Source organism: Streptomyces sp. NPDC050610 (assembly GCF_040654875.1).
In the GTDB taxonomy this organism is placed as follows: Bacteria; Actinomycetota; Actinomycetes; order Streptomycetales; family Streptomycetaceae; genus Streptomyces.
Map to the genome: position 1 here is coordinate 11,938 of NZ_JBFAIV010000019.1, position 23,142 is coordinate 35,079.

General features: G+C 73.5%; 14 protein-coding genes. 12 read left to right on the forward strand and 2 right to left on the reverse strand.

Annotation, left to right across the window (positions count from 1 at the left end; genetic code table 11):
* Positions 1-22: 22 nt before the first annotated feature.
* On the reverse strand, positions 23-2,464 hold the full coding sequence (locus AB0I22_RS23230) for an MMPL family transporter (protein WP_363132776.1): 2,442 nt from the start codon (positions 2,462-2,464) through the stop codon (positions 23-25).
* Between the two features lie 243 nt (positions 2,465-2,707).
* Here AB0I22_RS23230 and AB0I22_RS23235 point away from each other — a divergent pair, with 243 nt between their 5' ends.
* The 12 genes from AB0I22_RS23235 (at position 2,708) to AB0I22_RS23290 (ending at position 19,887) form a co-directional block, all read left to right on the forward strand.
* On the forward strand, positions 2,708-3,997 hold the full coding sequence (locus AB0I22_RS23235; RefSeq protein ID WP_363132777.1) for a sensor domain-containing protein: 1,290 nt from the start codon (positions 2,708-2,710) through the stop codon (positions 3,995-3,997).
* A 468-nt stretch (positions 3,998-4,465) separates the two neighbouring features.
* Positions 4,466-5,113, forward strand: a complete 648-nt coding sequence (locus AB0I22_RS23240; RefSeq protein ID WP_363132778.1) for a response regulator transcription factor — start codon at positions 4,466-4,468, stop codon at positions 5,111-5,113.
* 86 nt (positions 5,114-5,199) lie between these two features.
* Positions 5,200-8,349, forward strand: coding sequence for an alpha-N-acetylglucosaminidase (locus AB0I22_RS23245; protein ID WP_363132779.1), 3,150 nt, complete (start codon positions 5,200-5,202; stop codon positions 8,347-8,349).
* Between the two features lie 66 nt (positions 8,350-8,415).
* Positions 8,416-9,012 carry a rhomboid family intramembrane serine protease gene (locus AB0I22_RS23250; protein ID WP_363132780.1) on the forward strand — a complete coding sequence of 199 codons (597 nt, stop codon included), beginning with the start codon at positions 8,416-8,418 and terminating at the stop codon, positions 9,010-9,012.
* Between the two features lie 631 nt (positions 9,013-9,643).
* Complete coding sequence (locus tag AB0I22_RS23255) at positions 9,644-11,590, forward strand: hypothetical protein (protein ID WP_363132781.1); 1,947 nt, start codon at positions 9,644-9,646, stop codon at positions 11,588-11,590.
* 187 nt (positions 11,591-11,777) lie between these two features.
* The gene (locus AB0I22_RS23260) at positions 11,778-12,479 is read left to right on the forward strand and encodes a TetR/AcrR family transcriptional regulator (RefSeq protein ID WP_363132782.1); all 702 of its coding nucleotides are present in this window, start codon (positions 11,778-11,780) and stop codon (positions 12,477-12,479) included.
* A gap of 150 nt (positions 12,480-12,629) precedes the next feature.
* Positions 12,630-13,937, forward strand: coding sequence for an extracellular solute-binding protein (locus AB0I22_RS23265; protein ID WP_363132783.1), 1,308 nt, complete (start codon positions 12,630-12,632; stop codon positions 13,935-13,937).
* Positions 13,938-14,197: 260 nt separating this feature from the next.
* Positions 14,198-15,079: a sugar ABC transporter permease gene (locus tag AB0I22_RS23270; protein ID WP_363132874.1), complete on the forward strand. Its 882-nt coding sequence runs from the start codon at positions 14,198-14,200 to the stop codon at positions 15,077-15,079.
* On the forward strand, positions 15,076-15,969 hold the full coding sequence (locus AB0I22_RS23275) for a carbohydrate ABC transporter permease (RefSeq protein WP_363132784.1): 894 nt from the start codon (positions 15,076-15,078) through the stop codon (positions 15,967-15,969). Before AB0I22_RS23270 ends, AB0I22_RS23275 begins: the two co-directional genes overlap by 4 nt.
* A 135-nt stretch (positions 15,970-16,104) precedes the next feature.
* Complete coding sequence (locus AB0I22_RS23280; RefSeq protein ID WP_363132785.1) at positions 16,105-17,787, forward strand: glycoside hydrolase family 13 protein; 1,683 nt, start codon at positions 16,105-16,107, stop codon at positions 17,785-17,787.
* A gap of 25 nt (positions 17,788-17,812) precedes the next feature.
* The gene (locus AB0I22_RS23285; protein ID WP_363132786.1) at positions 17,813-18,865 is read left to right on the forward strand and encodes a LacI family DNA-binding transcriptional regulator; all 1,053 of its coding nucleotides are present in this window, start codon (positions 17,813-17,815) and stop codon (positions 18,863-18,865) included.
* 53 nt (positions 18,866-18,918) lie between these two features.
* Complete coding sequence (locus AB0I22_RS23290) at positions 18,919-19,887, forward strand: phosphatase PAP2 family protein (RefSeq protein ID WP_363132787.1); 969 nt, start codon at positions 18,919-18,921, stop codon at positions 19,885-19,887.
* 37 nt (positions 19,888-19,924) lie between these two features.
* Here the strand turns inward: AB0I22_RS23290 and AB0I22_RS23295 are convergent, their stop codons facing one another.
* Positions 19,925-22,960, reverse strand: coding sequence for a bifunctional [glutamine synthetase] adenylyltransferase/[glutamine synthetase]-adenylyl-L-tyrosine phosphorylase (locus tag AB0I22_RS23295; protein WP_363132788.1), 3,036 nt, complete (start codon positions 22,958-22,960; stop codon positions 19,925-19,927).
* Positions 22,961-23,142 lie beyond the last annotated feature (182 nt).

Here is a 23,142-nt window from a genome sequence, read left to right on the forward strand (position 1 = left end):
GCCCTCTCTCAACGAGCCCCTCTCAGCGAGGACCGGCCGCCACCGGCGGTACGGCCTCGCCCGAGGTCGTGGTCGAGGTCGAGGGCGTGGTCATAGTCAAGGGCGCGGGCAGCGGCGCGGCCTCCGGCTCCCCTCCGTGCTCGAAGTCCGGAAGGCGGCGGAGCCAGCGCGGCAGGTACCAGTTGCGCTCGCCGAGCAGCGCCATGACCGAGGGCAGCAGCACCATCCGGACGACTGTGGCGTCCAGCAGCACGGCGACCGCGAGGCCGATGCCCATCTGCTTCATGTCCTGCATGGACAGCGTCCCGAAGACCGCGAACACGGCGACCATGATGGCGGCGGCCCCCGTCACCGCGCCCGCTGTGGCCCGTACTCCTTCGCTGATGGCGTTCCGCGTGGTACGGCCGCTCGCGTGGGCCTCGCGGATCCGCGAGACGACGAAGACGTGGTAGTCCATCGACAGGCCGAACAGGACGACGAGGACGAACAGCGGCATCCAGCCCTCGATCGCGCCGACCGCCTCCGTGCCGATCAGTCCCGCGCCCCAGCCGTGCTGGAAGACGGCGACCATCACGCCGTAGGCGGCGGCCACGGAGAGCAGGTTGAGCACGATGGACACCACCGCGATCGGCAGCGAGCGGAAGGAGACGAGCATCAGCAGGAAGGTCACGCCGACGATGAAGAGGAAGACCGGCACGATGCCGTCGGCCAGCTGGTCGTTGAAGTCCACGGAAGAGGCCAGCTCGCCGGTGACGTAAGCGTGCTGCGAGACGGGGGCGAGATTGTGCGGGATCAGCTCGTCGCGCAGTGTGGACAACGCGTGCTTGGAGCGCTTGTCCGTGCCGTCCCCGGCCAGCGGCACCTCGATGTCGACGAGGTTCGCGCTCCGGTGCGGGGTGACGGTGATGTCCTTGCCGTACTCGCCCGTGGCGGCGGCCTGCCGCTTGAACTCCTGGACCGCGTCCGTGAAGCGCGCGGAGGTGATGTCGTCGGCCGTCACGACGACGCGCGCCGGGTCGGGGCCGCCCAGGAAGGTGGTGGTGATCTGCTCGTACGAGGTGCGCAGCGGGGCGCCGGCGGGCATCTGCTTGTCCAGGCCGAGCTGTTCGGTCTTCATGCCGAGCGCGGGCGCGGCCAGTACGAGCAGTACGGCGGCGGCGCCGATCGCCATCAGCTTCGGCCGCTTGAGCACGGGTCCCAGGACGGCGCCCGAGACCCGGCCGCCGCGCCGTGCGGAGCGCCGGCCGCGGTTGAGGAAGGGCACCTTGCCCTTGTCGACGCGGTCGCCGAGCCAGGAGAGCAGCGCGGGCAGCACGGTCACGGAGCCGAGCATCGCTATGAGGACGACGAGGATGGTGGCGAGCGCGAACCCCTCGAAGAGCATCAGCCCGGACAGGAACATGCCCGCCATCGCGACCATCACGGTCAGCCCGGAGACCAGCACGGCCCGGCCGCTGGTGGCGGCGGCGATGCGCAGCGCGGTCTCGGCGTCCCGGCCGGCGGCCCGTTCGTCGCGCTCGCGCCGCAGGTAGAAGAGGCAGTAGTCGACGCCGACGGCGAGTCCCATCAGCAGCATCACGGAGTTGGTGGTCTGGAAGATGTGCAGTTTGTGGCTGGCCAGCGCCAGCAGGCCGTTGGCGGCGATGAAGGCGGTCAGGGCGAGGCCGACCGGCAGCAGGGCGGCGACCAGCGCGCCGAAGGCGACGAGCAGGATGCCCAGCGCGAGCGGTACGGCCGTCCACTCGGCCTTGGCGAAGTCGTCGCCGAGCATGTCGCTCAGCCACTTGCCGCCGCTGGCCTCGCCGTATTGGTAGACCTTGACGTCGCTGTGGGCGGCCTTGGCCTTGTCGACGGCGTCCAGCACCGGCTGGACCCGGTCGGGGGCGGTCTTGGCGTCGCCCTTCATCTCGAAGCGGACGAGCCCGGACTTGCCGTCGGCGGAGGGCAGCGGGGCCGCCACGCCGGTGACCTCGCCGGTGCCCTCGATCACGTGGGCCAGGTCGCGGGCCGCGGCGCGCCAGCCGTCGGGGGCGGCGCTGGTGACCATCACCGATTCGGCGGCCGGGTGGGTGATGCCGGCGTCGTCGAGGATCTTGGCGGCGCGGGCCGAGTCGCCCGCGCCCTGTTCGGACGCGGACATCTCGGAGGTGCCGACCATGCCTCCGACCGCGGAGGCCAGTACGACGAAGAGCAGCCAGCCGAAGATGGCGGTCCTGCGGTGGCGGGTGCTCCAGACGCCGAGCCGGGCCGCGAGGTTCCGCTTCGCTCCGCCCCGACCCGCTCCGGCGCCCTGGCCCGCTCCGGTGCCCTGGCCCGCTCCGCCCCGGCCCGCTCCATTCCGGCCCCCGGCGCCCTGGCCCGTTCCGCCAGGGCCCGTTCCGTCCCGGTCCATGGCGTCCCGGCCCGCGGTGTCCCCGCCCCCCGCGCCCCATCTCCCGCTGTTCCGCTTCATCGCGTTCGTCACGATCCGCCCCCGGCATCCGTACGGCTGAGCCCCGAATAAGTCATGGCTCGAACCTAGAAATCCGCGCGCCGCCGACCCAGCCGCCGAGCACCCCGATCATGGGGGGTGAATAGCGAGGTCAGAGGGGTGTTGCTAGGTACACCACGAGCCGGGTGCCGGACCCAGTGACCGATAATGGGCCGATAAGCAGACTGGAGTCATGCCCGATCGCCGGGCGACAGGGAAAGCGCAGGGAGAATACAGATGAGGGTCCGCAGCGCACTGCTGGCCGCTGCACGGGGGCTGTACCTGTCCGTCGTCGGCATGGCCGGATCGATCATTATCTTCACGCTCGCGATCGTCTCGATCGTCTTCATCCCGCTGGGCCTGGGCGTTTTCACCACGCCCGCCGTGATCAAGGGAATGCGCGGGTTCGCCAATATGCGGCGGGTCCACGCCTACAACTGGTCGGGCGTGCACATCCCCCAGCCGTACCGGCCGCTGCCCGCGGGCTCCGGCGGCGTGATCGGGCAGATGGAGCAGTGCAAGGCGCTGCTCAAGGACCCGGCCACCTGGCGTGACCTGTCCTGGCTGCTCGTCGACGCGACGGCGGGATTCTTCCTCGCGATCCTGCCGCTCGTCCTCGTCGGGTACGCGCTGTGGGGCCCGGTGCTGGCCTTCGGCGTCTGGCGGCCGATCGTGAACGCCGGCGGCAACGAGTGGTTCGCGTTCATCCACATCACCGGCCAGACCAGCGCCAACCTGGCCGCCGGGCTCGGCATCTGCCTCGGCGTGCTGAGCCTGTTCGCCAACCCGGCCCTGCTGCGCGCCCACTTCACGCTGGCCATGTCGCTGCTCGCGCCGACCGACACGGCCACCCGGGAGAAGGCCCTCGCCCAGCGCGTCGACCGGCTGACGGAGACCCGCCACGACGCGCTCGACACCTCCGCCGCCGAGCTGCGCCGCATCGAGCGCGATCTGCACGACGGGGCGCAGGCCCGGATCGTCGCCATGGGCATGAGCCTGGGCACCATCGAGGCGCTCATCGAGAAGGACCCGGAGCAGGCCAAGAAGTTGCTGGCGGCGGCCCGCGCCGACTCCGCCGACGCCCTGACCGAGCTGCGCGACCTGGTCCGCGGCATCCACCCGCCGGTGCTGGCCGAGCGCGGTCTCGGCGACGCCGTACGGGCCCTGGCGCTGCGCATGCCGATGCCGGTGGAGGTCGACGTCGAGCTGTCCGGCCGGGCCGAGGAGCCGGTCGAGTCGGCCGCGTACTTCGCGGTCAGCGAAGTGCTCACCAACGCCGCCAAGCACTCGGGCGCCGAGCGGGTCTGGCTGGACATCCACCACTCGCAGGGCATGCTCCGCATCAGCGTGACCGACAACGGCCGCGGCGGCGCGAGCACCGCGGGCGGCTCGGGCCTCGTCGGCGTCGAGCGCCGGCTCGGGACGTTCGACGGTGTGCTGGCCGTGAGCAGCCCGGTGGGCGGGCCCACGATGGTCACGATGGAGATCCCGTGCTCGCTGAGCGCCGTCCCCGCCCACGGCAGGTGACCGCCCGCCGCGGATGACTGTCCGAGGCGGGTGACCGCCCCACGGCGGATGACCGCCCACAGCAGGTGGCCGTCCACCGCGGATGACCGTCCGCGGCAGGTGATCGCCCCACGGCGGATGACCGTCCGCCGCTGATGAAAGCACCGCCACGAGAGCGCCCCCGGCCCGGCCGGGGGCGCTCTTCGGCGTACGGGCACACGTACGCGGACGGGTGCGGGGACACGCACGGAGACAGGTGCGGAGCCAGGTACGGAGCCGTGTGCGAGGACACGCACGGAGCCGGTCGCGGAAACGTGCACGGCGGCACAGGGACGTACGGACTTCCCGCCACCCGTCCACCGCGCCGGTGAGACCATATGCTCGCGGGGCCCTCCCCCGCATGGCCCGTCCAGCATCGGCGCGGTCCGCTGATCGGCCGCCGAACCGGCCGCCGGCCGGTCCCGTCGCCTTTCCGACCATGGAGATTCCGTGCGCGTTGTCCTAGCCGAAGACCTCTTCCTCCTCCGGGACGGCCTGGTCCGGATGTTGGAGGCGTACGACTTCGAGATCGCCGCCGCCGTCGAGAGCGGCCCCGAGCTCACCCGCGCGCTGGCCGAGCTGAAGCCGGACGTCGCGGTCGTGGACGTACGGCTGCCGCCGTCGTTCTCCGACGAGGGGCTCCAGTGCGCGCTGGCGGCCCGGCGGGCCACCCCCGGGCTGCCCGTGCTGGTGCTGTCGCAGCACGTGGAGCAGTTGTACGCGCGCGAGCTGCTGGCCGACGGCAGCGGCGGCGTCGGCTATCTGCTCAAGGACCGGGTCTTCGACGCGGAGCAGTTCATCGACGCCGTACGGCGGGTTGCCGGCGGTGGTACGGCGATGGACCCGCAAGTGATCTCTCAGCTGCTGTCCCGGCGGTCCCAGGACAAGCCGATGACCAAGCTGACGCCCCGTGAGCGCGACGTGATGGAGCTGATGGCGCAGGGGCGCTCCAACGCGGCGATCGCCGCCCACCTGGTCGTTACCGAGCGTGCGGTCGCAAAGCACACCTCGAACATCTTCGGGAAGCTGGATCTGCCCCCCTCCGACGACGACAACCGCCGCGTCCTGGCAGTCCTCGCCTACCTCGACCGCGGCTGAAGCGCCTCATTGCCCCCGTGTGCGGCGACGGTTAACGTGCGCTGCGCAAGCGTCCATTGTTGCCGCTGCACACAGGGAGCGTTGCCATGACCGACCTGTCCAGCCTGCCCGGACTGTCCGGCCTTTCCAGACGCACGCTGCTGGGGACCGCCGGCGCGCTCGGCGCCGGAGCCGCCCTCGGCGGCGTCACCCCCGCCGCGGCCGCGGATACCGCCTCGGGCGGAACCGCGGCCGCCGCCCCGTTCGACACCGCCCCGGCGCGAGCAGCGCTGGGGCGGCTGCTTCCCCGGCACGCGGACCAGATCCGGCTCACCGTGCTGCACGGCGGCGAGGAGCACTTCGAGGTCACCGGCCGGACGGGGGACGTGGAGGTGGCCGGGACCAGCCCGGCGGTGCAGCTGACCGGCGTGCACTGGTATCTGAAGTACGTCTGCGGGGCCCACCTCACCTGGAACGGCAGCCAGCTCGACCTCCCCCGCCGGCTGCCCGCGCCGGGGCGCCCGTTGGAAAGATCCACGTCGTTGGCGCACCGCTTCGCGCTCAACGACACCAACGACGGCTACACCGCCCCGTACGCCGACTGGGCGTTCTGGGAGCGGCGGATCGACCTCCTCGCGCTGCACGGCTGCAACGAGGTGCTGGTGATCGCCGGGCACGACGAGGTGTACCACCGCGTGCTGATGGACTTCGGGTACAGCGACGCCGAGGCCCGCGCCTGGCTGCCGGCCCCCTCCCACCAGCCGTGGTGGCTGCTGCAGAACCTCAGCTCGTACGGCGGCCCGCTCACCCATGAACTGCTGGCGAAACGTTCCGAACTGGGCCGCCGGATCGCGGACCGGCTCCGGGAGCTGGGCATGCACCCCGTCCTCCCCGGCTATTACGGGACCGTGCCGGACGGCTTCGTCGCCCGCAACCCCGGCGCGCGCGTCGTGCCGCAGGGCGTCTGGCACGGCTTCAAGCGCCCCGACTGGCTCGACCCCCGCACGGCCGTCTTCGGCGATGTCGCCGCCTCCTTCTACCGGCACCAGCGCGATCTCCTCGGTGCGGCCTCGCACTTCAAGATGGACCTGCTGCACGAGGGCGGCACGGCGGGCGACGTGCCGGTCGGCGCGGCCGCGCAGGGCGTCGAGCGGGCGCTGCGCGCCGCGCACCCGGACGGCGTCTGGACGATCCTGGGCTGGGAGAACAACCCGCTGCCCGAACTGATCGCCGCCATCGACAAGTCGAAGATGGTGATCTTCGACGGCATCTCCGACCGCACCACGGCCGAACCGGACCGCGAGAAGGACTGGGCCGGCACCCCGTACTGCTTCGGCACCATCCCCAACTACGGCGGCCGCACCACGCTCGGCGCGAAGACCCACGCCTGGAACGACCGGTTCTTCAGGTGGCGCGACAAGTCGAACAGTTCGTTGGCGGGCACCGCGTACATGCCGGAGGCCACCGAGCGCGACCCGGCGGCCTTCGAGCTCTTCTCCGAACTGGCCTGGCGCGAACAGCCCGTGGACCGCGCCGAATGGTTCGCCGACTACGGCGAGTTCCGGTACGGGGAGCGGGACCGGGGCGCGCGCACCGCCTGGGCCGCGCTGCGCGACACCGCCTACCAGCAGCACGCGCCCGAGCGCAGCGACCCGCACGACTCCCTCTTCGCCGCCCGCCCCGACCTCGACGCCAACCGCGCCGCCGAGTACGCGCCCCGCGACCTGTCCTACGACCCGGCGCGCTTCGACGCCGCGCTCGCCGGGCTGCTGGCGGTCGACGACGAGCTGCGCCGCAGCGACGCGTACAAGGCCGACCTCGTCGACGTCGCCCGGCAGGCCGTCGCCCACCGCAGCCGCCAGTTGCTGCCGCAGCTGAAGACCGCTTACGTCCGCAAGGACCTGTCGACCTTCCGTGCGCTGTCCGCGCTGTGGCTGAAGCTGATGCGGCTGGCCGACGACATCGCGGGCGCGCACCGCGCGTTCCTGCTCGGGCCGTGGAACGAGGCGGCGCGGGCCATGGGGTCGAGCGCGGCCGAGTCGGCGGAGCTGGAGCGCACGGCCCGCGTACTGATCACCGTCTGGGGCGACCGCGCCACCTCCGACCCCGGCAAGCTGCACGAGTACGGCAACCGCGACTGGAACGGCCTGATGGCCGACTTCTACCTGCCGCGCTGGGCGAAGTGGCTCGGAGAGCTGGAGGACGCGCTGCGCGAGGGGCGCGCACCGCGGCCGGTGGACTGGTTCGCCTTCGAGGAGCCGTGGACGCGCGAGCGCAAGCGGTACCCGGTGCGCCCGGTCTCCGACGCCTACCGCACGGGGCGCCGCGTCCGGGACACCCTGGCCGCCGCCCCGTACCAGGGCACGCTCTCCGCGACCGCCCAGCCCGCCGCCGTACCGCCCGGCGGCCGCGCCACGCTCACCGGCGCGCTGCGCAACGTCAACGGCCTGCGCGCCACCGGCCGCGTCGACTTCGAGCTGACCGGCCTCGACGCCGCCGCGCAGGGCCCGGTCTCGCTGCCGCACATCGCGCCGGGCGGCACGGGCACGGTCCGCTGGCGGGTCACGGCCCCGGCCGGCCCGCTCGACCGGCCGCTGAAACCCCTGCCGTACGAGCTGACGGCGCGGTACGGGCCGCGCGGCGAGGAGCGGGTGACGGCCGTCCAGCCCGGCACGCTCTACGCGGCGGGCCCGCTGGAGCCGGGCTGGAAGACCGTCACCAACAACGCGGCGGTCTTCGGGCAGCTGGGCGACCGGTTCGCCATCGAGGGCGGCGGCATGGACCTGTGGAAGGGCACGGCGGAGTTCGGCGCGGTCTACCGCGAGGGCGCGCTCGGCGCGGGCCACTCGGCCACGGTCCGGGTGGACAGCCAGACGAACACCGGCGGCTGGGCGCGTACCGGCATCATCGTCCGCAACTCCCTGGCCGCCCCCACCTCAGCGGGCTTCGTGAACCTGGCGGCCACGCCGGAGCAGGGCATCGTCCTCTCCTACGACACCAACGGCGACGGCACGGTCGACACCTACAAGCGCGTCACGGGGGTCAAGGCCCCGGTGCTGCTGCGCCTGACGCGCACCGCGGCCGGCGCGTACACCGCCGAGTGCTCGACGGACGGCGGCGCGACCTGGCGGACGATCGCGACGGTGACGGTGCCGGGCGCGGCGGCGGTCCAGGACGTGGGGCTGTTCATGACGGCGGGCAATGACGGGAGCGGGAAGCGGGGGCTGGTGGAGTTCAGCGGGTGGGCGCTGGCCTGAGGGCGCGGCCGGGGCGCCCCGGCGCCGGGGCTGGCGCGCGCCCCGCCCGCCGCCGATCATGGGCGGATGATCACCGCCCTCTCCCGGCTGCCCCGGCTCGCCCCCGCGTACGTCGGCGGCGTGCAGCTCGGCGCGTACGCCCTGCGCCGGGCCGCGCCCGCCGCCCGTCAGCGGCTGCTGCGCGACTGCTCGACCAACGTCGACAACTTGCGCCGTGGCCGCTGGGCCACCCTCGCCACCAGCGCCGTGCTCGTCGAGGAGCCGATGGAACTCCCGTACGCGCTGCTGCTCCTGGCCGTACTCGGTTACGCCGAGCACGCGCACGGCGCGTGGCGCGCGGCGGCCGTCTTCGCGTACGGGCACGCGGGCGCGAGCCTGCTGGTGTACGCCGGGCTGCGCGCCGCCCCCGGCACCAGCCCGCGCACGCGCTCGGCGATCGACGTCGGCCCCAGCTACGGGCTCAACGCCGTCGCCGGCGCGCTCGCGAGGACGCTGCCGCGCGGCCCGGCACGTACGGCCGCGACCGGGGCCCTCCTCGCGCTCGGCATGCGCCCGCTGCTGCGCGGGGAGCGGACGTTCACCGACGCCGGGCACCTCGCCGCGCTCGTCCTCGGACTCGCCCTCCCGCCGGGCGCCGGCCGGCGACGGGTGACCAGCGGCTGAAGCGACCGGCGGATGAAACGACCGGTACCGGACGGCAGCCGGCGAAGGCGCCCCGCGGCAGATGACAACTGACCAAGGCGGCGACCGGCGGACAGGCGACGGAACGAGCGCCTCCGGGATGCCGGCACCCACGAACGACCGACGCCGGGCACCTCGCCGCGCTCGTCCTCGGGCTCACCCTCGGACTCGCCCTCCCACCGGGCGCCGGCCGGCGTCGGGTGACCGGCGGCTGAAGCGGCCGACGGTTGAAACGACCGGTACCGGATGGCAGTCGGCGAAAGCGCCCCGCAGCGGGTGACAACTGACCAAGGCTGCGACCGGCGGACAGGCGACGGAACAAGCGCCTCCGGGATACCGGCCCCCACGAACGACCGACGCCGGGCACCTCGCCGCGCTCGCCCTTGGACTCGCCCTCCCACCGGGCACCGGCCGGCGTCGGGTGACCAGCGGCTGAAACGACCCACGGTTGAAACGTCCGGTACCGGACGGCAGTCGGCAGAGGCGACCCACGGCGGATGACAACTGACCAAGGCGGCGACCGGCGGACAGGCCGCGGAACGAGCGCCTCCGGGATGCCGGCACCCACGAACGGGTGCGGTGACCACCGCACCGTTCACTCGTTCTTCCGAATGTGGAACAGCAGGCGACAACCCCCCGTCCCGAGGTCATCACCCCCATCGACGTCGAGCAGGCCGAGGCCGCGCTCATGGAGCACTATCCGCGCCTGGTACGGCTCGGATATCTCGTCCTCCCGCCGGACCTCGGCCGCAGGCGCCGGGTGCTGACCGCGCACGCCGTCGCCCAGCGGGCGCTGCCGCGCAACCGCGCGTCCGCCACCGGCCACGGAGTGCCCGCGCCGCGTACGCCCGACGGCTCGCGGACCGACCCCGGCTACGCGTACGTACGGACCCGGGTGCTGCGCGCGGCGCTGGTGGCGGGACGGCCGCGCGGCCGCTGGGAGCTGCCGCGCCCCGGCCAGCTGCCGCCGCCGCTGCCGCGGGTGTGGGGGCTGCGGCTGTTCCCGCGCTCGGGCGGGGCCGAGGAACTCGCCGTGGAGCAGGCGCTGTCCGCGCTGTCCGTACCGGGCCGGGCGGCGTACGTGCTGCGCGCGCTGGAGCGGATGGGCGAGCTGGACGTGCTGCGGGCGCTGGACGCCGCCGGGGCCGACGACCCGGACGCGGCGCTCGACGAGGCGGACGCGGTCGAGCTGCCCGTCGGCATCGAGGCCGAGTCGCTGCTGACCGCCCCGGAGTTCGACCCCTGTTCGCTCCAGGCGCGGCCGACCGATCTGCTGCGCCGCCGCCAGCACTCCCGCGCGGCGCTCGCGGCGCTGGCCGCCGCGGCCGTGTGCGGCACGCTGCTGAGCCTGCCCGGCTCCGGCTGGGGCCCGGACGGCGCGGCGGCCCCGCCGTACGCGCGCAACTCGGCGGCCGAGCGGGCCCTGGACCCGGCGAGCCTGACGCGGGCCGCGCCCGCAGCGTGGAAGACCGCCGACCGCGGCGACTTCTCGTCCTGGCCCGCGCGCGGCAACCGGCTCGGCGACCGGGAGCTGCTGCACCGGGCGCTGGCCGTCTGGGCGCGGCCCGGCCGCGACACGCGGGCGTCGGCGACGCCCGGCACTCTCCCCGGCCCGCCGCCCGGCCCGCCCCAGTTGCTGTACGCGGGCGAGGTCGGCTCGGTGGCCGTGGTGATCCTCCACGACGGGCTGCGCGTGGTGCGCTACGCCGAGCCCAAGGGCGGCAAGGCGTCGCTGGTGGCCCTGGACTTCGCGCGCGCCGACGCCGCGGACACCGCCTCGGCGACCGCCCTCGTCGTGGCGCGCGTGGACGGCAACGTCCGCTACCTGACGGCCCCCTGGGTGAAGGACACGGCCGTACGCGACCTGCTCAAGCCGGCCGCCGCCGCGCGCCCGCTGCACCGCGCCGCCGACGGCGTGACCGACCCGGTGCCGAGCCCGGTCGGCGGGGCGCAGGGGTGCGAAAGCTGGCCCGCGCTCCAGCTCGGCGGTCGCCTGGTGACCGACCTCGGCGAACTGTTCCCGGCCCGGCTCACCTACGGGAGCCCGGCGGGCGGCGGCGCCCGCGATGTGAACACCACGGAGGGGCGGGCCAGTTGGGCGCATTCGGCCTGCCATCTGGCGAGCGTGCGCGGACAGGGGGTGCGGACCGTGAACTCCTGGCGGTTCGCGACGCAGCCGCTGCCCGCCGGCGCCGGGAGCGCCGAGTGGGTCTGCACGCGGACCGAGACCTGGCGGGGCGGCGGCGGTCAGGCGCTGGCCCAGTTCCAGCCGCCGGGCGCGAAGCCGGGCGCGCCGGGCGCGCTCGTCGCCCGCTCCGCGGGTTCGCGGGCGTGCGGCCCGCACGACCCGAAGGCACTGGCGGGCGCGCTGTGGAAGTCGCCGGCCGGCCAGTGGTACCTGCTCGCGGCGGGCAGCCGCCAGGTCGCCTCCATCACCGCCACGGGCGGGGTGCGCGGCAGCGCCCCGGGCAACCTGCTGACCGTACCGGCGAAGGACGGCGCGCGGGCGAAGCTGAGCGCGCGGCTGACGGACGGCAAGAAGCTCGCCCCGCTGCACTGACGAGACCGACCACAAGGAGCGACTCAACTCCCTTTCCACAAGGCCGAGTCAGGGTCAACCCCTAACGCACGGGCGGCGTGCGACGCCTGCGCGGAGAGAGACGGCGCCCGCACGGAGGGGCACGACAAGATCACAGGTTGGGCACCGCCCAAGACCTCCGCCCGACCCGGTCGTTAGAGTGGTCCGCATGACGACCGGGGTACGCCGCAGGATGGGCGTCGAGCAGCGCCGGGATCAGCTGATCTCGGTGGCGCTCGGGCTCTTCAGCCGCCGCTCCCCCGAAGACGTCTCGATCGACGAGATAGCCGAGACCGCCGGGATATCGCGGCCGCTGGTCTACCACTACTTCCCCGGCAAGCAGAGCCTGTACGAGGCCGCGCTGCGCCGGGCGGGCGACCAGCTCGCCGCGCTCTTCGCCGAGCCCCGCGAAGGTCCGCTCGGCGCGCGGCTGCTGCGCGTCACGCACCGCTTCTTCGACTTCGTCGAGGACCACCCCGGTTTCACCGCGCTGCTGCGCGGCGGTCCGGCGGCCGGCGCGGCCGCGGCGGGAGCGATGATCGACGGGGTCCGGCAGGCCGCGTACGAGCAGATCGTCGCCCATCTCGGCCTGACGCACCCGGGGCCGCGCATGGAGCTGGTCGTCCGCTCCTGGATCTCCCTCGCCGAGACGACGGCGCTGCTGTGGCTCGACGGCCGGCAGCTCGCACGGCGCGAGGTGGAGCTCCAACTGGTGCACGATCTGGCCGCGTTGGCGGCGGTGAGCGCGGCGTACGACGAGGAGATGGCGGGCGTCCTGCGCCGCATGCTCGCGGACGAGCCCGCCGACGGCCCGTTCGGGGACCTCCTGGGCCGCCTCGCGGCGCTCGCGCCGCTGCCGCTCGCGAACTGACCCCGTCGCGGACACGGCCCGGTCACGGACCGGGAGTTGGCCCGTTCTCCACGCTGCAAGCTCTTTCGCAAGGGATTGCGACCTGTTAGCTTCCTCCCCAGCCCGGACCGTCCAGGGACGGGCCGGCCCTCGGGAGAGGGGATCGATCCCATGCGCAGAGGGATTTCCGCCGTCATCGCCGTGGGGGCGCTGGCGCTGGGTGCGGCGGCGTGCGGAGGGGACGGCGGCGGGGCGGACGAGGGGAGCGGCTCCAAGGCGGCGAAGGAGCCGGGCAGCGTCTCGGGGACCGTCACCTGGTGGGACACCTCGGACGCGACCAATGAGGCGCCGACGTACCGGAAGCTGGTCTCGGCGTTCGAGAAGAAGTACCCGAAGATCGAGGTCGACTACGTCAATGTGCCGTTCGACCAGGCGCAGCAGAAGTTCAAGACGGCGGCGCAGAGCGGCCGGGGCGCGCCCGATGTGCTGCGCTCCGACGTCGGCTGGACGGCGGGGTTCGCGCAGCTCGGCTATCTGAAGGACCTGACCGGCACCCCGGCGCTGGGCAACCGCGGCGACTTCCTCGAAGGGCCGCTGAAGAACGCGGCGTACCAGGGCAAGACCTACGGCGCCCCGCAGGTCACCGACACGCTCGGCCTCATGTACAACAAGGGCCTCCTCAAGCGGGCGGGCGTCGCGAAGCCGCCGGCGAACTGGCCGGAGGTCAAGGCCGCCGCCGCGAAGGTCAAGGAGCGGACGGGTGCGGGCGGCATCGGGCTCAACCCGGACGGCTACTACGCGCTGCCGTTCCTCTACGGCGAGAAGAGCGATCTGGTCGACGTCGCCGACAAGAAGATCACCATCGCCGACGCGGCGTCGCTCAAGGGCATCGAGACCGCCGTCGACCTGGTCAGGTCCGGGGCCGCGCCGAAGCCCGCCGGCACCGACGGCTACAACAGCCTCAAGACGGACTTCAAGAACGGCGAGCTGGCGATGCTGATCGACGGCCCGTGGGCGACGAAGGAGATCTTCGGCGGCGCCGCCTACCGGGACCGTGCGAACCTCGGCATCGCGCCCGTACCGGCCGGGTCGACCGGCGTCGCGGGCGCCCCCGTGGGCGGCCACAACCTCGCCGTCTACGCCGGTTCGAAGAACTTCGACGCCGCGTACCTCTTCGTGAAGTTCATGACCGACGCGGCCCAGCAGGAGACCGCCGCCACGTCCGTCGGCGTGCTGCCGACCCGCAAGTCCGCGTACACCGAGGGCGTGCTGGCCGATCCGGTGCGCGACGCCTTCCACCGCGCGCTGGCCACGGCGCGCCCGCGCCCGGCGATCCCGCAGGGCGGCGACCTGTTCACCGACTGGCTACAGCACTACACGAAGATCCTGACGCTCAAGGAGGGCCCGAAGGCGGGCCTCGACGCCACCGCGAAGGCGTGGCGGACCACGCTGCTCAAAGACTACGAGATACAGAGGTAGCCGACGAGCACGCCCAGTTGACTCCGGCTCGGCCGGTCGGGGGGAGTACGGCCGACAGGCCCGTACGCTCCCACGCGCCCGCCCCGCCGAGCCGGTTCCACCGCACTCGCCGACCCGAACCGCGCAGCCCGCCCCCGACCGACGAAAGCCGCGGAGCCATGTCCACTGCCGCATCCGGTACCGGGCCCCCACGCCCGGCGCGCCCCGGCCCGTTCCCGCGGCTGCGGCGCTCCTTCGACGCCCACTGGTACGCGTGGGCGATGGTGCTGCCGGTGGTCGTGGTGCTCACGGTGCTCGTCGGCTATCCGCTGGGGCGCGGAATCTTCCTCTCCTTCACCAACGCCGACGAGGCGAACGTCGCCCGGACCATCGGCGTGAACCACATCCCGGCCACGTACGAGTTCGTCGGCCTCGACAACTACTGGAAGGTCCTCTCCGGGCAGGAGGGCCACTTCTACGGGCGGCTGGCGTGGACCGTCGTCTGGACGGGGTCCTGCGTCTTCTTCCACTACACCATCGGCCTCGGGCTCGCGCTGCTGCTCAACCGCCGGATGCGGTGGCGCGGCCTGTACCGGGTGCTGCTGATCCTGCCGTGGGCGGTGCCCGCGTTCGTCGCGACGTTCTCCTGGCGGCTGATGTTCAACGAGAAGTACGGGGTCCTCAACGCCGTCCTGGAGAAGCTCGGCGTGGGCGCCGTCGACTGGCTCGGCGACGGCCTGCTCCAGAAGGTGTCGGCGGTCGCGGTCAATGTGTGGCTGGGCGTGCCGTTCATGATGGTGGCGATCCTCGGCGGCCTCCAGTCGATCCCGTCCGAGCTGCACGAGGCCGCCGAGGTGGACGGCGCGACGCCCTGGCAGCGGTTCCGGCATGTGACGCTGCCCGGTCTGAAGCCGGTCAGCGGGACGGTGATCCTGCTGGGCGTCATCTGGACGTTCAACATGTTCCAGGTCATCTACCTGCTGATCGGGCAGGGCGCGAGCTCCGAGAGCGAGATCCTGGTGACGTACTCCTACCGGCTGGCCTTCCAGGGCGTGCGCGACTACGCGGGCTCGGCCACGTACGGCGTCCTGATCCTGTCGCTGCTGCTGGTCTTCGCCGTGTTCTACCGCCGGCTGCTCACCCGCCAGGAGGGCGCGCGGTGAGCGCGCACGCGGGAGGCGGCCGGAGCGTACGGGCGCGAGGCGGGTCCGGGCCGGTCGTACGGGCGCGGGGCGCGCGGTCCCGTAAAGCCTCCGTGGCGCTGCACGCGACGCTGATCGCCGCCGCTCTGATCGCCGCCTTCCCCGTCCTCTTCGTGGTCTTCGTGTCGCTGCGCGGCCGGGACGGCTGGCAGGAGCCGATGCGGTTCGTCGGCTTCACCCTCGCCAACTACGGCCATGTGCTGGCGCACACCGAGTTCCTCACCTGGTTCCGCAACTCGGTGCTCGTGGCGCTGGGCGCGACGGTGCTCGGCGTGTTCGTCGCGGCGAGCGCGGGGTACGCGGTCTCGCGGCTGCGGTTCCCCGGCCACCGGCCGCTGATGTGGACTTTCCTGGTCGTCCAGATGTTCCCCATGGCGGTGCTGATCGTGCCGCTGTACAACATTCTGGGGACGCTCAAGCTCCTCGACTCCTACCCCGGTCTCATCGTCACCTACTGCTCGATCTCGGTGCCGTTCTGCGCCTGGATGCTCAAGGGCTACTTCGACACCATCCCCGTCGAGATCGACGAGGCGGGGCGGGTCGACGGCCTGACCCCGTTCGGCGCCTTCTGGCGGCTGATCGTCCCGCTCGCCCGGCCCGGCCTGGCGGTCACCGCCTTCTACTCCTTCATCACCGCGTGGGGCGAGGTCGCCTTCGCCACCCAGTTCATGAGCAGCGAGCGGCACTACACCCTCGCCGTGGGCCTCCAGACCTTCGTCGGCCAGCAGAAGGCCGAATGGGGGCTGATGACCGCGGCGGCCGTCCTGATCACCGTCCCGGCCGGGTTCGTCTTCTTCCTCGCCCAACGCCACCTGGTCGCCGGGCTCACCGCGGGAGGCACCAAGGGCTGACCGTCACCGACGCGCGCGCCCCGCGTTGACCTCATTGCCGGAACAGCCGGACAGCGCGACAGCGCACCGAACCCGCCCGCTCCATCCGCATGTACGTGACGCCCCGTTGGTTGGGCCCGCCCGATAGGGAACCGCATGACCCAGGACCTCGCGCCCCTCGTCCACGACCCGAGCGCCCGCCGGGCCGCCGGCTGGTGGCGCAGCGCCGTCATCTACCAGGTGTACGTGCGCTCGTTCGCCGACAGCGACGGCGACGGCGTCGGCGATCTGCGCGGGGTCCACGACCGGCTGCCGTACCTCGCCGGACTGGGCGTGGACGCGGTCTGGCTGACCCCGTTCTACGCCTCGCCGCAGGCGGACGGCGGCTACGACGTCGCCGACTACCGGGCGGTGGACCCGCTGTTCGGCGACCTGTCCGACGCCGACCGGCTCGTACGGGAGGCGCACCGGCTGGGCCTTCGGGTCATCGTCGACATCGTGCCCAACCACACCTCCGACCAGCACGCGTGGTTTCGAGCCGCGCTCGCGGACCGGCACGGGGGTCCGGCCCGCGAGCGTTACCACTTTCGCCCGGGGAGAGGCGAGAGCGGCCAGTTCCCGCCCAACGACTGGGAATCCGTGTTCGGCGGCCCCGCCTGGACCCGTACGGCCGGGGCCGACGGGACCCCCGGCGAGTGGTACCTCCATCTCTTCGCGCCCGAGCAGCCCGATCTCAACTGGGACAACCCGGAGGTGGCGCGGGAGTTCGAGTCCGTCCTGCGGTTCTGGCTGGACCTCGGCGTGGACGGGTTCCGCGTCGACGTGGCGCACGGCATGGTCAAGGCGGCCGGGCTGCCCGACATCGGCCGCGGGGAGCAGGCCGAGATGATCGGCACGCAGGTGCTGCCGTTCTTCGACCAGGACGGCGTGCACGAGATCCACCGCTCCTGGCGGCGGCTGCTGGACGGCTACGGCGGCGAGCGGATCGGGGTCGCGGAGGCGTGGGCCCCGACGTCCGAGCGGCTCGCGCTGTACGTACGCCCGGACGAACTGCACCAGGCGTTCAACTTCCAGTTCCTGCGGTGCCCGTGGGACGCGGCCGCGATGCGCGAGGTCGTCGACGAGTCGCTGGCCGCCGCCGGTTCCGTGGGCGCGCCCACCACCTGGGTGCTCTCCAACCACGACGTCGTGCGCCACACCACCCGGTACGGCGGCGGGGAGCGGGGGCTGCGCCGGGCGCGCGCCGCGTCGCTGCTGATGCTGGCGCTGCCCGGCTCGGCCTATGTGTACCAGGGCGAGGAGCTGGGGCTGCCGGAGGTGGTGGACCTGCCGGACGAGGCGCGCCAGGACCCGGCGTTCCTCCGCCGCGCGAGCGGGGCCCCTGCCGAGGAAGAGGGAGAGGGAGGGGGAGAGGCGGCGGAGCGCAGCGGGCAGGACGGCACCCGGGACGGCTGCCGGGTGCCGATCCCGTGGTCGGGCGACGCGGCCCCGTACGGCTTCGGGCCCGGGGCCAGCTGGCTGCCGCAGCCCGCTCAGTGGCGGGGGCTGTCGGTCGAGGCGCAGTCGGGCGACCCGCGCTCGACGCTGGAGCTGTACCGCTCGGCGCTCGCCCTGCGCCGGTCCCTGCCGGGGCTCGGCGACGGCCCGATGGGCTGGCTGCCCGCGCCCGAGGGGGTGCTGGCCCTGTCCCGCCCCGGCCTCGTCTGCACGCTGAACACCCTGTCCGCCGAGGCCGAACTCCCGGTGCCGGGCCGCCCGGTGCTGGCCACCGCCCCGCTGGAGTTCGGCGGCGGCGCGGTCCGCATCCCGGCCGACGCGTGCGTGTGGTGGGCGGTGTGAGATGCGGCCGGCTCAGTCCGCTCCCGTGACCGCCCGGCTCGCCGACATCGCGGCCCAGGCGGGGGTCAGCGAGGCCACCGTGAGCCGGGTGCTCAACGGGAAGCCCGGTGTCGCGGCGGCGACCCGCCAGTCCGTGCTGGCCGCCCTCGACGTGATCGGGTACGAGCGTCCGGTGCGGCTGCGGCAGCGCAGCGCCGGGCTCGTCGGGCTGATCACCCCCGAGCTGGAGAACCCGATATTCCCCGCCTTCGCCCAGGTCATCGGGCAGGCCCTGACCCGCCAGGGGTATACGCCGGTGCTGGCCACCCAGACGCCCGGCGGGTCCACGGAGGACGAGCTGACGGAGCTGCTGGTGGAGCGGGGGGTGGCCGGGATCATCTTCGTCTCCGGGCTGCACGCGGACACCACCGCGGACCCGCGGCGCTACGAGCGGCTGCGCGCCCAGGGCGTCCCCTTCGTGCTCGTGGGCGGCTTCTCCGCGGAGGTGCGGGCCCCCTTCGTCTCCCCCGACGACCGGGCCGCGGCCCGGCTCGCCGTCACCCATTTGGCGGCATTGGGCCACCGGCGGATCGGGCTGGCGCTGGGGCCCCGGCGGTTTGTGCCCGTACAGCGGAAGACCGAGGGTTTTCTGCGCTCCATGGCGGACGAACTGGGGGTGCCGGCCGTCGAGGCGGAGCGGCTGATCCAGCACTCGCTGTTCTCCCTGGAGGGCGGGCAGGCCGCGGCCGCCTCCCTCATCGGCCGCGGCTGCACGGCCGTGGCGTGCGCCAGCGACATGATGGCGCTCGGCGCCGTCCGGGCCGCCCGCGAGCGCGGTCTGCGGGTACCCCGGGACCTGTCGGTCGTCGGTTTCGACGACTCTCCCCTCATAGCTTTCACCGATCCGCCGCTCACCACCATCCGGCAGCCGGTGCGGCCGATGGGCCAGGCCGCCGTACGGGCCCTGCTGGAGGAGATAGGGGGCTCCCCCGCGCCGCACAGCGAGTTCGTCTTCCTGCCGGAACTGGTGGTCAGGGGCTCGACGGCGGCTGCCCCCAGGGGTCGGGACCCCCTTCAGGACGACGTTGAAACGGGGTAGGAACCGACCTGGGGATGATCTGCGCTCCGGCTCCGTCTGGCAGACTGATTCCTATGGGTGAAGCGCACGTGAGGACTCCGGAAGGCCGATCGGCCACCCCGCCACCCATCGAGGAGCGCGCGGGCCGACCGGCGGAGAACCGCACGCTTTTTCAGCGCCTTCGCTCCCCTCGCAGGCCCCGCCTCTGGTTCGAGATCCTGCTGATCGCGGTCAGCTACTGGACGTACTCCCTGATCCGCAACGCGGTCCCGGAGCAGAAGGCCAAGGCGCTCGACAACGCCGACTGGATCTGGCAGGCCGAGCAGACCCTGCACATAGCGGTCGAGGACACGATCAACCGCGCCGTGGACTCGGTGACGTGGCTGATCGTGGGCATGAACTACTACTACGCGACGCTGCACTTCATCATGACGATCGGCGTGCTGGTGTGGCTCTACCGCCGCCATCCCGGCCGGTACGCGGCGACCCGGCTGGTGCTCTTCGCCACCACCGCCTTCGCGCTCGTCGGCTACTACTTCTACCCGCTCGCCCCGCCCCGCCTGATGAACGGCGTGTCCTTCATCGACACGGTCGTGGTCCACCACACCTGGGGCTCGATGGCGTCGGGCAACCTCGCCGACATGTCCAACCAGTACGCGGCGATGCCGTCGATGCACATCGGCTGGTCCACGTGGTGCGGCATCACCATCGCGATGCTGGCGCGGCCGCTGTGGGCGAAGATCCTCGGCGCCCTGTACCCGGTGGCGACGCTGGCGGTCATCGTCTCCACCGCCAACCACTTCTGGCTGGACGCGATCGGCGGGCTGATCTGCCTGGCCGTGGGGTTCGCACTCGCCTACGCCTGGTACGGGGCGTTCCCGTACCAGCTGGCCCGGCAGGTGGCGAGCCGGCCGGTGGCCAAGGCCGCCCCCGCTCCGGCTCCCAAGGCGGCGTCCAGGCCCGAGCCCGAGGCCGCCGCGGTGAGCGCCCGCGGGAAGGCCGCCGAGCAGGCCGCGGCGGCGAGGGCCGAGACCGGCGGCTGAGCCCTCGGGGCCCCGGCCCCTCGGGAAACCGGCCTCGTCAGGCCCCGTAGAACAGCTCCTCCACCACTGCGCGCGCCCTGCGGGTGGTCCGCCGGTAGTCCTCCAGCATGTCCCCCACGTGCCCCGGCTCGTAGCCGAGGTAGCGCCCCACCGCGGCCAGCTCGCGGCTGTCGCCGGGGAAGGTGTCGCCGGGCCGGCCGCGTACCAGCATCACCGCGTTGCGCACCCGGGACGCCAGCATCCACGCCTCGTCCAGCGTCTGCGCCTCCTCCGCCGGTACGAGACCGGCGGCGTGCGCGGCGGCCAGCGCCTCGCGGGTCCGGGTGGTGCGCAGCCCCGGCGCCTCCCAGCCGCGCCGCATCTGCATCAGCTGCACCGTCCACTCCACGTCGGAGAGGCCGCCGCGGCCCAGTTTGGTGTGGGTCGTGGGGTCCGCGCCGCGCGGCAGCCGCTCGGTCTCCATCCGGGCCTTGAGCCGCCGGATCTCGCGCACCGCGTCCTCGCCGAGCCCCTCGGCGGGGTAGCGCAGCGGGTCCACCAGCTCGATGAACCGTTCGCCGAGGTCCGGGTCGCCCGCCACCGGTTCGGCGCGCAGCAGCGCCTGGCTCTCCCACACCAGCGACCAGCGCCGGTAGTAGGCCGCGTACGACGCCAGGGACCGCACCATCGGCCCGGTCTTGCCCTCCGGGCGCAGGTCGGCGTCGATGAGCAGCGGCGGGTCGGAGCTGGGGAGCTGGAGGAGCCGCCGCATCTCGGTGGCGACGGCGAAGGCGGCCTTCGCCGCCACCTGCTCCTCGACGCCCTCGCGCGGCTCGTACACGAACAGCACGTCCGCGTCCGATCCGTAGTTCATCTCCCGGCCGCCGAACCGGCCCATGCCGATGACCGTGAACCGGGCCGGCAGCGTGTCGCCCCACTCGGCCCGTACGGCGGCGCGCAGGGCGCCCGCGAGCGTCGCCGCGGTGAGGTCCGAGAGGGCCGAGCCGGTCGCGTCGAGGGCCTCGCCGGGGTCGGTGCGGGCCGGGACGCCCTCGGTGCCGTACGCGCCGACGAGGTCCGCGGCGGCGGTGCGGAACATCTCGCGGCGCCGGACGCCGCGCGCCGCCGCCACCGCCTGCTCGGCCCCGTCCGCGCGGCCCACCGCGGCCAGCACCTCCTGCTCCAGCCCGGCCCGGCCGCGCGGCCGCAGCCCGTCCGGGGCGCCGAGCAGGGCGACCGCCTCGGGGGCGCGCAGCAGCAGGTCGGGGGCGAGCCGCCCGGCGGACAGCACGCGCGCCAGGTTCTCGGCGGCGGCGCCCTCGTCCCGCAGCAGCCGCAGGTACCAGGGCGTCTTGCCCAACGCGTCCGAGACCTTGCGGAAGTTGAGCAGTCCGGCGTCCGGGTCGGCGGAGCCCGCGAACCAGCCCAGCAGTACGGGCAGCAGCGTGCGCTGGATGGCGGCCTTGCGGGTCACGCCGGAGGACAGCGCCTCCAGGTGGCGCAGGGCCGCGGCCGGGTCGGCGTAGCCCAGGGCCTCCAGCCGCTGGCCGGCGGCCCTGGCGCTGAGCCGGGTCTCGCCGGGTTCGAGCTGGGCGACGGCGTCGAGCAGCGGCCGGTAGAAGAGCTTCTCGTGCAGCCGCCGCACCTCGCGGGCGTGCCGCTTCCACTCCTTGCGCAGGTGCTCGACGGGTTCCACGCCGCTGGGCCAGCCGAAGGGCCGGGCCAGGGAGCGGCCCAGCCGCCGCAGATCGGCCTCGTTGTCCGGGACGAGGTGGGTGCGGCGCATCTTGTGCAGCTGGATGCGGTGTTCCATGGAGCGCAGGAAGCGGTACGCGGCGTCGAGGGAGGCGGCGTCGGCACGCCCCACGTAGCCGCCCGCGGCGAGGGAGGCGAGGGCGGCGAGGGTGTTGGACCGGCGGAGGGTGGCGTCGGTGCGGCCGTGCACCAGTTGCAGGAGCTGTACGGCGAATTCGACGTCGCGCAGCCCGCCGGGGCCGAGCTTGAGCTCGCGGTCGATCTGGGCGGCGGGGATGTTCTCGATGACGCGGCGGCGCATGTGCTGCACGTCGGGGACGAAGTTCTCGCGCTCCGAGACCTGCCAGACCATGGGGGTCACCGCGTCGATGTACTCCCGGCCCAGTTCGGCGTCGCCGGCCATCGGCCGGGCCTTGAGCAGCGCCTGGAACTCCCAGGTCTTGGCCCACCGCTGGTAGTACGCGAGGTGGCTGGAGAGGGTCCGTACGAGCGGCCCGTTGCGGCCCTCGGGGCGGAGGTTGGCGTCGACGGGCCAGATGGTGCCCTCGGCCGTCACGTCCGAGCACAGCCGCATCAGCCGGGCGGCGAGCCGGGTCGCCGCCTGCACGGCCTTGGACTCGTCGACGCCGCCCTTGGGCTCGGCGACGAAGATGACGTCCACGTCGGAGACGTAATTCAGCTCGTGGCCGCCGCACTTGCCCATGCCGATGACGGCGAGCCGGGCCGCGGCGGCGTCGGTGGGCTGCTCCTCGGCGGCGATCTCCAGCGCGGCGAGCAGGGTGGCGGTGGCCAGGTCGGCGAGTTCGGCGGCGGTCTCGGCGACCTCGGTGGTGCCGCACACGTCGCGGGCGGCGATGCCCAGCAGGGACCGGCGGTAGGCGGCGCGCAGCGCGTCGGGGCGGGGCCGGCCCGCGCCGCGCTCGCCCCAGATGCCCTCGGCCAGTTCGCGCTCGAACTCGGGCGTGGTGGGGTGCAGATCGGCGGATTCGTAGGTGACGAGGGAGTGCCAGTCGGCGGGGTGGCGGGCCAGGTGGTCGCCGAGCGCCTCGGACGCGCCGAGCACCCCGATGAGCCGGTCGCGCAGCGGCTTGGCGGTGATGAGCGTGTCGAGGAACGTGCGCCGGTCGTCGTCCTCCTGCGCCTCCACCATGCGCACGAGGCCGTGCAGCGCCAGGTCGGGGTCGGCGGCGGCGCCGAGCGCGTCGAGCAGTACGGGGTCGGCGCGCACGGTGGACAGTTCGGGGACGTCGAGCAGCCGCTCGGCGCCGGCGGGGTCGGTGAACCCGTACCGCACCAGCCGGGTGAAGGTGCTGCTCCTGCGACCCTGCGGTACGGACATGCCGCCGCCTCCTGTCCGTCGAACGCCGCGCTCGCCGGCCACTCGCGATCGCCGGGCCGCTCGCATCACTCGGCCGCTTGCGATCAAGGGCCGGTACGAGCCTAATGGCGGCGGGCGGCCGGGGCGTGCGGGGGCACCGTACCCATACACCGTAGAACCCCGGTGAAGTCCGAGTGGCGAGG

Bases quoted from the DNA above. Each gene is read 5' to 3' on its own strand.
- AB0I22_RS23290 (WP_363132787.1), top strand. From the start codon at position 18,919: ATGGGTGAAGCGCACGTGAGGACTCCGGAAGGCCGATCGGCCACCCCG.
- AB0I22_RS23245 (WP_363132779.1), top strand. From the start codon at position 5,200: ATGACCGACCTGTCCAGCCTGCCCGGACTGTCCGGCCTTTCCAGACGC.
- AB0I22_RS23280 (WP_363132785.1), top strand. From the start codon at position 16,105: ATGACCCAGGACCTCGCGCCCCTCGTCCACGACCCGAGCGCCCGCCGG.
- AB0I22_RS23270 (WP_363132874.1), top strand. From the start codon at position 14,198: ATGGTGCTGCCGGTGGTCGTGGTGCTCACGGTGCTCGTCGGCTATCCG.
- AB0I22_RS23235 (WP_363132777.1), top strand. From the start codon at position 2,708: ATGAGGGTCCGCAGCGCACTGCTGGCCGCTGCACGGGGGCTGTACCTG.
- AB0I22_RS23250 (WP_363132780.1), top strand. From the start codon at position 8,416: ATGATCACCGCCCTCTCCCGGCTGCCCCGGCTCGCCCCCGCGTACGTC.
- AB0I22_RS23295 (WP_363132788.1), bottom strand. From the start codon at position 22,960: ATGTCCGTACCGCAGGGTCGCAGGAGCAGCACCTTCACCCGGCTGGTG.
- AB0I22_RS23260 (WP_363132782.1), top strand. From the start codon at position 11,778: ATGACGACCGGGGTACGCCGCAGGATGGGCGTCGAGCAGCGCCGGGAT.
- AB0I22_RS23265 (WP_363132783.1), top strand. From the start codon at position 12,630: ATGCGCAGAGGGATTTCCGCCGTCATCGCCGTGGGGGCGCTGGCGCTG.